The organism is Yoonia sp. (assembly GCF_036770585.1).
GTDB lineage: Bacteria > Pseudomonadota > Alphaproteobacteria > Rhodobacterales > Rhodobacteraceae > Yoonia.
Window position 1 is genome coordinate 1 of sequence record NZ_DAIPIW010000094.1, and the last position, 8,129, is coordinate 8,129.

At 64.3% G+C, this 8,129-nt stretch carries 10 protein-coding genes; 5 read left to right on the top strand and 5 right to left on the bottom strand.

Annotation, left to right across the window (positions count from 1 at the left end; genetic code table 11):
* Positions 1-464 (bottom strand): FAD-dependent oxidoreductase (locus V7N12_RS12750; protein ID WP_333715006.1); only part of this gene is annotated, 464 nt, incomplete at its 3' end.
* A gap of 205 nt (positions 465-669) precedes the next feature.
* On the opposite strand from V7N12_RS12750, the gene ccmI reads away from it, so the two are divergent.
* Genes ccmI through V7N12_RS12765 form a run of 3 tightly spaced genes read left to right on the top strand, consistent with a single transcriptional unit; the run spans position 670 to position 2,581 of the window.
* The gene (ccmI, locus tag V7N12_RS12755) at positions 670-1,869 is read left to right on the top strand and encodes a c-type cytochrome biogenesis protein CcmI (RefSeq protein WP_333714992.1); all 1,200 of its coding nucleotides are present in this window, start codon (positions 670-672) and stop codon (positions 1,867-1,869) included.
* Entirely contained in the window at positions 1,866-2,342 is a 477-nt protein-coding gene (gene ruvX, locus V7N12_RS12760) for a Holliday junction resolvase RuvX (protein ID WP_333714994.1), read from the top strand. Before ccmI ends, ruvX begins: the two co-directional genes overlap by 4 nt.
* The gene (locus tag V7N12_RS12765) at positions 2,339-2,581 is read left to right on the top strand and encodes a DUF1289 domain-containing protein (RefSeq protein ID WP_333714995.1); all 243 of its coding nucleotides are present in this window, start codon (positions 2,339-2,341) and stop codon (positions 2,579-2,581) included. The genes ruvX and V7N12_RS12765 overlap by 4 nt, the downstream gene beginning before the upstream one ends.
* On the opposite strand, the gene V7N12_RS12770 is transcribed toward V7N12_RS12765, so the two are convergent.
* The 3 genes from V7N12_RS12770 to V7N12_RS12780 form a co-directional block, all read right to left on the bottom strand.
* Positions 2,578-3,357 carry a class I SAM-dependent methyltransferase gene (locus V7N12_RS12770; RefSeq protein ID WP_333714997.1) on the bottom strand — a complete coding sequence of 260 codons (780 nt, stop codon included), beginning with the start codon at positions 3,355-3,357 and terminating at the stop codon, positions 2,578-2,580. The genes V7N12_RS12765 and V7N12_RS12770 overlap by 4 nt on opposite strands.
* Complete coding sequence (locus tag V7N12_RS12775; protein ID WP_333714999.1) at positions 3,354-4,439, bottom strand: ABC transporter ATP-binding protein; 1,086 nt, start codon at positions 4,437-4,439, stop codon at positions 3,354-3,356. The genes V7N12_RS12770 and V7N12_RS12775 overlap by 4 nt, the downstream gene beginning before the upstream one ends.
* 101 nt (positions 4,440-4,540) lie before the next feature.
* Positions 4,541-5,320, bottom strand: coding sequence for an SDR family oxidoreductase (locus tag V7N12_RS12780; RefSeq protein ID WP_333715000.1), 780 nt, complete (start codon positions 5,318-5,320; stop codon positions 4,541-4,543).
* Positions 5,321-5,430: 110 nt separating this feature from the next.
* On the opposite strand from V7N12_RS12780, the gene V7N12_RS12785 reads away from it, so the two are divergent.
* Positions 5,431-6,483: a Hint domain-containing protein gene (locus tag V7N12_RS12785; protein WP_333715001.1), complete on the top strand. Its 1,053-nt coding sequence runs from the start codon at positions 5,431-5,433 to the stop codon at positions 6,481-6,483.
* Here the strand turns inward: V7N12_RS12785 and V7N12_RS12790 are convergent.
* A complete protein-coding gene (locus tag V7N12_RS12790; RefSeq protein ID WP_333715002.1) occupies positions 6,393-7,031 on the bottom strand; it encodes a hypothetical protein in 639 nt (212 codons plus the stop codon). The two genes, V7N12_RS12785 and V7N12_RS12790, sit on opposite strands and share 91 nt — an antisense overlap.
* A gap of 88 nt (positions 7,032-7,119) precedes the next feature.
* On the opposite strand from V7N12_RS12790, the gene V7N12_RS12795 reads away from it, so the two are divergent.
* On the top strand, positions 7,120-8,129 hold a 1,010-nt coding region (locus V7N12_RS12795), incomplete at its 3' end, for a peptide chain release factor 3 (RefSeq protein WP_333715004.1).

Sequence of the window (8,129 nt, forward strand, 5' to 3'; positions counted from 1 at the left end):
TCCTTGACCCGCGCGGGCTCGATCCACTCGGTCTTGACCCCTTGCAGGGCATTGGCATGGGCCGTGCGCTTGTAGCCGCGCACCTCGTGCTGGGTCTGGGCCAGCATGATCACCCCGCGGGGCGAAAACATGACGTTGTAATTCAGGTCCTGGCTCATCGTTTCGTAAAGAGAGCGCGACTTTTCGTAGATCGCGGCCGATGGGTCCTGCAGATAGTTCGAGCGGATGATCGTCGTGTTCCGGCCCGTGTTGCCACCGCCCAGCCAGCCTTTTTCCAGCACCGCCACATTGGTGATGCCGAAGGTCTTGCCAAGGTAATAGGCCGTCGCAAGGCCATGCCCGCCCGCGCCCACGATGATCACATCGTATCTCTTTTTCGGCTCGGCCTTCGCCCAGGCGCGGTCCCAGCCAGTGTGGTTGCGCATCGCTTCGCGGGCGATGGCAAAGGCAGAATATCGTTTCATCGGCATGACAGAATCCCTGACGGCAGGCACGGGGGCCCACCTGACCCTTATCTGGACCGCCGCGATCCGCAAGTGGTTGCCCAGAGCGGCGTCTGTTCTTCTGTTTACGACATGTGTGTCGCAGGCGCCTCTGCCCTATGGTCGCAGGCCCTTTTCTCTGGGCGGCAAGACCGTTATGTGACCCCCGAACAAGAGCGGAAATGACATGGTTTTCTGGATCGTCTGTGCGGTTTTGGCGCTGTCCGTCAGCGCGATCATGGTGACCCCGTTGCTGCGCGCGCGCGCGGGCGCCGCCGAAAACCCCGACATCGCCATCTATCGCGCCCAGCTTGACGAAATCGACCGCGATCTGGAACGCGGCCTGCTCGAACCCGAAGAGGCCGAGCGCGCCCGGGCCGAGGTCGCCCGCCGTCTGCTGGCCGCCACCAAAGAGGACCGCCCCGGCGACCGTGCGGGCGGGCCCACGAAGGTCACCTCGGCTGTGCTGGCTGTCGCGACCCTTGCCACGGCCTTCGGCATCTACTGGGTGGTCGGCGCGCCCGGCTATCCCGACCTGCCCCTGCAGGCGCGGCTCGATGCCAGCGAACGGATGCGCGAAAACCGCCCCTCGCAGGCGGCACTCGTCGCTGCGGCCCCCACACCGCCGCCGGTCGATGCGACACAGGACTATCTGGAGTCCATCGCGCAACTGCGCGAGATCGTGCCGGCCCGTGGCGACGACCTTGAAGGATGGGAACTGTTGGCCTTCCACGAGGCGCAATTGCGCAACTACGCCGCCGCCGCCGCCGCACAGGAACGCGTCATCGCCCTGAGGGGCGATCAGGCGCTGGTCTCGGACTATCAGCGGCTGCTGGACCTCAAGGTGGTTGCCGCCGGCGGGCTTGTCTCGCCCGAGGCCGAAGAGCTGATCCGCGGCATCCTTTCGCGTGACGACGGCAATATCGCCGCGCGCTATTATCTGGGTGCGCTTTACAATCAGACCGACCGCCCCGACATCGCGCTGCGCCTGTGGCGGGCGATCATCGAAGGCGGCGATCCGATGGATTTCCACGTGGCCAGCGCCCGCGCGCAAGCCCCCGATGCCGCCTTCCGCGCCGGGGTCCAATACGCCCTGCCCGAAACCCGCGGCCCGTCCTTCGAGGATATGAACGCCGCGCAGGACATGTCGCCCGAAGACCGTCAAGCGATGATCGGCAACATGGTCGCAGGTCTTGCCAACCGTCTGGCGACCGAGGGCGGCCCCGCGCAGGATTGGGCGCGCCTGATCCGCGCCTATGGGGTCTTGGGCGATCTCGACAGCGCGCGGACCGTCTGGGACGAGGCCCAGCAGGTTTTCGTAGGCTCGATGCGCGGCATGGAAATCCTCACCAATGCCGCCCGCGACGCAGGCGTTCTGACCGAATGATCTGCCCCTCGCCCGAGACCTTTGCACAAGCGATCCCCCCAACCGGCGCCATCGCGGGTCTCGATCTGGGAACCGAAACGATCGGCGTTGCCGTGTCGGATGTGCTGCGCTCGGTCGCGACACCGCTTCTGACGATCCGCCGCAAGAAATTCGGGCTTGATGCCGCCAAGCTGCTGGAGCTGACAACCCACCGCATGGTCACCGGCCTTGTGCTGGGGCTGCCGATCAACATGGACGGCAGCGAAGGCCCGCGCGCCCAGTCGACCCGCGCCTTTGCCCGCAATCTGGAACGACTCACCCCGCTGCCGATCACCTTCTGGGACGAGCGTTTGTCGACCGTGGCCGCCGAAAGGGCGCTCCTCGAGGCGGATACGACACGAAAACGTCGCGCAGAGGTGATTGATCACGTCGCCGCAGGGTATATCCTGCAAGGACTGCTGGATCGTCTTGCGCATATGAAAGGCACGTTGTGAGCAAACCGGAAAACACCGATCACATCTGGTCGCGGGCCGAAATCGACAGCCCCTGCATCAAGATCTGCGTGATCGAACCCAAAAGCCGCCTTTGCACCGGCTGCCTGCGCTCGATCGACGAGATCGGCGCATGGTCCCGCATGACCCCCGAGGCGCGCCGCGCGATCATGGCAGACCTGCCCGCGCGCGCCGGCCAGATCACGAAACGCCGGGGGGGACGCGCGGGGCGGTTGGGTTAGACGGGTGCGACCCCATCGCTCGTGCGTGTGGCCATCATCCTGAGAGCATTGCCGTAAGCTGCCTCTGTCAATTGCCGAACCTCGCCGAGTCGAGAAAGCGCCTCGGTTCCGGCGCGGGCCTTTCGACGGCGAAAATCCACGATCACGGCACCGCCCTTACGAACCTTGGCAGAGAAATATTTCATGTAAGTTTCCACTGGATAGTGAAACCCACATGAGATGAAACTGACGCTCAGATCGACATCATCGGTCGTCAGAGGGTCGTTGAGCTTCGGGTTGCACAGGGTGATTGCGCTATCCGCGACATCATTGGCCATCAGGAACTGGCGCGCGGTCGCAAGATTGGCATAGGCCGCCCCTGACTCTCGAAAGCCAAAATGCCGAGCATCGGTTTCCTCAAGATCGATCAGACAAAGTCGACAACCGAAATCACGGTAGGCGAAAAGGTCGAACATCGCATAGCCGCAACCGATATCCGACAGCCCCTGTGGCGCGACCCGAAGCAGGTCCTGTCGAATTTCCTGATATTCCAACCAGATTACCGCTGCGGCACGCCGCACCAGTACGTCACCCATCCGGTCGGCCAAGGCGCGGGCAGGACCAGTGTCTCCTTCGGACCAGGCACCCACTATTCGGCCCGGCCTCGGTTGGTCACGGATAATTTCCGAACGCTGCAGGATCAGATTGACAACATCGTCCAACTGGAAAGCGCTGACATTTAGTCCACGGATCATTTCGGTATCGCTTGCATCGGCCAGCTGTTCAAAAGTGATCATCCTGCAGTTCCACCTTTGCGCGGAAACACGAAACACCTGTCCCGGCGGATCATCAGCCAGAGCGGCATGGCGGGTTTCGGCAGGAAGACCGAGGGCACGATGGCCTTCAGGATCGAGCCGTCGTAATCCATCCGGAACTCCACCAGACTGGAGGCCCCCATGAACCGCGCGCGTTCCACCACACCGCGCGCGGCGGTGCCGTCTTCGGGTGTCGGGTTGGGGCCGCGCCCGCCACGATCAAAGTCGATCTTGATGTGCTGGGGGCGGATCACGATGTCCACCTCGGTCCCGTCCGGCAAACCGGGGGCCAGAAACTGGCCGAAGGGCGTATCGGTCAGGGCGCCGTGAACCTTGCCTCGGATCACATTGATATCGCTGAAGAACCCTGCGGTCGCAAGATCGACGGGCGCGTTGTAGATATTGTAGGGCGCACCGCGCTGCACGATCCGCCCGTCCCGCATCAGCGCGATCTCATCGGCCATGCGCATCGCCTCGCCAGGTTCGTGGGTGACCAGCAGGACGGCGGTCCCCTCGTCCTTGAGCACCGCCAGCGTCTCGTCGCGGATATCGTCGCGCAAGCGGTCGTCGAGGCCGGAGAAGGGCTCGTCCATCAGCATGATCTGCGGTTGCGGTGCCAAGGCGCGCGCAAGCGCCACGCGCTGCTGTTCGCCCCCCGACAGCTGATGCGGATAGTCGTGCAGGTGGCGGGTCATGCCCACGCGGCCCAGCAGGTCATGCACCCGGTCCGTGACCTTGCGCCCCTTCAGCCCGAAGGCCACGTTCTGCGCCACGGTCAGATGCGGAAACAGGGCAAAGTCCTGAAACATCAGCCCGATGTGGCGCGCTTCGGGCGGCAGCTGGATATCGCCGTCGCAGACGGTCGCACCATCCACCGTGATCGCGCCCTCATCCTGCTGGTCGACGCCTGCGATAATCCGCAAGGTGGTGGATTTCCCGCATCCCGACGGACCCAGAAGACAGGTCACCTGCCCGGGCATGACGCGCAGGCTGACGTCATCGACGACACGCCGCCCGCCATATGCCTTGACGATATGCGAAACCTCGAGTCGCGGGATTTGCATGTGGCGCCTGTGATCCTGACGAAAACAATTAGGTATGCAGCACCTAACAACTCCACGCGGGCGGGGCAAGCGCAGGTCTGCCCGCCGTCGCCTCTTGGCCGTCAGATCGTCGCGTTGATCGCCCCGCCGTCAAGCACGATGTTCTGGCCCACGATGAACCCCGCGTGTTGCGAGCACAAAAACGCGCACATCGCGCCGAATTCTTCCCTGGTGCCATAGCGGCGGGTCGGGATCGTCGCTTCGCGCTGGGCCTTGGCCTCGGCCATGCTGATCCCTTGCGCCTTGGACACCCCGGTATCGAGGCTGATCGCGCGGTCCGTGGCATGGATGCCCGGCAGCATGTTGTTGATGTTGACGCCATGCTGCGCCACCTGCCGCGCCGTTCCCGCCACATAGCCGGTCAGCCCCGCGCGGGCCGCGTTCGACAGACCCAGTTGCGGGATCGGTGCCTTGACCGAACCCGAGGTGATGTTGACCACGCGGCCCCAGCCGCGATCGATCATGCCCGGCAGCATCGCCTTCATCAGCGCGATGGGGGCCAGCATATTGGCATCCAGCGCCTTGATGAAATCCTCGCGGTCCCAGTCCGACCACAGACCCGGAGGCGGGCCACCGGCGTTGGTGACCAGAATGTCCACCTGCCCTGCGGCCTCAAGCAATCTTGCCCGCCCGTCGTCGGTCGCGACATCGGCGGCAACCGTCGTCACCGCAACCCCATAGGTCGCGCGGATGTGGGCGGCGGTCTCTTCCAGCGCCTCGGCGCCGCGTGCGTTCAGCACCAGATCGACACCGGCCTCGGCCAGCGCCTCGGCACAGCCGCGCCCCAGACCCTTGGATGAGGCGCAGACCAACCCGCGCTTGCCCTTGATTCCCAGATCCATCGTCCACATCCCCTGTCCAGATTATCTTCGCCGAAGGGAGGTAGCACCGCAGCCCCGATTGGGCAAATCGGTTTTGCGCCCTTCACCTGCCCCCGCCAAAGGTATAACCCATGCGCATGGGATCGCGACCGCTGCGCATCGATGTCTTCAGGGCCTCCGACATTCTCACGACCGATGGCGTGATGAAAGGAGAGACGATCTCTTTTGCCGATGAACTTGTGCTGGACGATACCTTTCAGGTGATCCGCGGACGGCAGGTGCAACCGCTGATGCTGGTCTCGACCGACAGCGGGCTTCATCGCGCGGGGGCAGAGGCGCTGAACGTGCATCTGGATTGCTGCCTCACGCTGATGGGTCCGGACGGCGACACCCACGAGGCGCTGATACTTGTCGCGGTGAAGGACGATCATGCCGCCGACATCTATGTGATGCCGCTGGGTGACCTTGCGCCGCTGACCGACTATCGCCTTGTCGGGATCGCGCGCCACACGGCGACCCGACGCTTTGCCGAAGCGGCAAGCGGCTCTTTCGCCAAGGGAACCCGTATCACCTTGTGCGACGGCGCCATGTGCCCGATCGAGGCCCTGCGCGAGGGCGATATCGTCCTGACCCGCGATGCAGGGCCACAACCGGTGCGCCGGATCACCAGGGCCACGTTGCGCGCAACGGGCAGCTTTGCGCCTGTGGTGATTGCAGCCGGGGCGCTGAACAACGAAGGGCCCCTTGCGCTGCGCCCGGACCACAGATTGTTCGTCTACCAGCGGCAGGACCAGCTTGGCGCGGGCCGTCCCGAGGTGCTGATCAAGGCGCGGCATCTGGTGGACGGCAAGAAGATCATCCGCCGCAAGGGCGGGTTCATCGACTATTATCAACTGGTCTTCGATGACCACCACATCATCTTTGCCGAAGGTATCGCGGCTGAATCGCATCTGGTGGACCCCGCCCCCCCCGCCGATCTGCCGGATCGTGCCAGCCTGCCTGCCGCCGCGCCGCGCTATCATGACTACGAAGTCAGCGACCCCCTGATCCCGCCGGAAGAGGCCGCAAGACTGCTGCGCGCCGCCTCGGCCGGTCAGGGCGCAGGTGCAGGCGGGGGCGCGGGCGGTGTGACGGTGCCTTCCGCAAAGATCACCAGCGCCGCCGGTCGCAGGACCCCCGACTGATCCACGCGTGCCGCCAGATCAAGTGCTGCAAACCCCGCGATGGGGTTGCCCAGCAAGGTGGCGGACAACACCCCGTCGAAGGTCAGCACCTCGGCGCCCGCCGTCAGACTGCCTGCGTAGTCCAAGGCAAACCCCGCCCCGCCGACAACGCCCGACAGGCTGAGACTGCCGTCATAATCCACGATCCCCGCACCCGCCCTTTCGCCAAAGACATCTGTCACGGCACCGCTGGCGGTCGCGGTCCCGAAAGCCACCGTCAGCGCCGCATCCCCCGCCAGCGACAAAATTCCCGAAGGCTGTTCGATCTGGATCGCTGCGGCACCGGCAAAAGCCGCCTCGCCGGCATTGGGCACCGCAGCATCGGGTGTCAGCGGCATCCCCGGGACACCGGCACCGACGTCCCCCAGAACGCGCAGGCGCTGCGCCTCGTAGATGTCAAGGCGGGCAAGCCGCGGATCGATGCCGGTGCCGCCACCACCACCGCCACCGCCCCCGCAGGCGGCCAGAGCCAAGACCGATCCAACCAAGACACCGCGCGCGTTGAGCATGGGACCGGCGTATCACCGCTTCGCTATTCTTTGGTTAAAGGCATCGCCCCGATTGCCCTTTCGCGCGCCAGCGCATAAAGCACCGCCCATGACAAATCGCCCTGCCCTGCCCCCCGAGATTGCCCGCCGCCGGACCTTTGCGATCATCTCGCATCCCGATGCGGGCAAAACCACGCTGACCGAAAAGTTCCTGCTTTACGGTGGTGCCATCCAGATGGCCGGACAGGTGCGCGCCAAGGGCGAGGCGCGGCGGACGCGCTCGGACTTCATGCAGATGGAAAAGGACCGGGGGATTTCGGTCTCGGCCTCGGCCATGTCCTTCGATTTCGGCAAATACCGCTACAATCTGGTCGATACCCCCGGCCACTCGGACTTTTCCGAGGACACCTACCGCACGCTGACCGCCGTTGACGCCGCCGTCATGGTGATCGACGGCGCAAAAGGCGTGGAAAGCCAGACGCAGAAGCTGTTCGAGGTCTGCCGCCTGCGCGACCTGCCGATCCTGACCTTCTGCAACAAGATGGACCGTGAAAGCCGCGACACCTTCGAGATCATCGACGAGATTCAGGAAAACCTCGCCATCGACGTGACCCCTGCGTCATGGCCGATCGGTGTCGGGCGTGAATTCATCGGCTGCTACGATATCCTGGGTGACCGGCTGGAACTGATGGACCGCGCCGACCGCAACAAGGTCGCCGAAAGCATCGAAATCAACGGGCTGGACGATCCCAAACTGGCCGAACATGTGCCGGCGAATCTGTTGGAAAAGTTCCTTGAAGAGATCGAGATGGCCAAGGAACTGCTGCCGACGCTCGATCCCGCATCGGTCCTCGACGGGTCGATGACGCCGATCTGGTTCGGGTCAGCCATGAACAGCTTTGGCGTGAAAGAGCTGATGAACGGGCTTGCGACCTATGGGCCGGAACCGCAGGTTCAGTCCGCCGACCCCCGCAATATCGCCCCCGAGGAAAAGACCGTCGCCGGTTTCGTCTTCAAGGTGCAGGCCAATATGGACCCCAAGCACCGCGACCGCGTGGCCTTTGTCCGCCTTGCCTCGGGCCATTTCGAGCGCGGTATGAAGCTGACCCACGTGCGGTC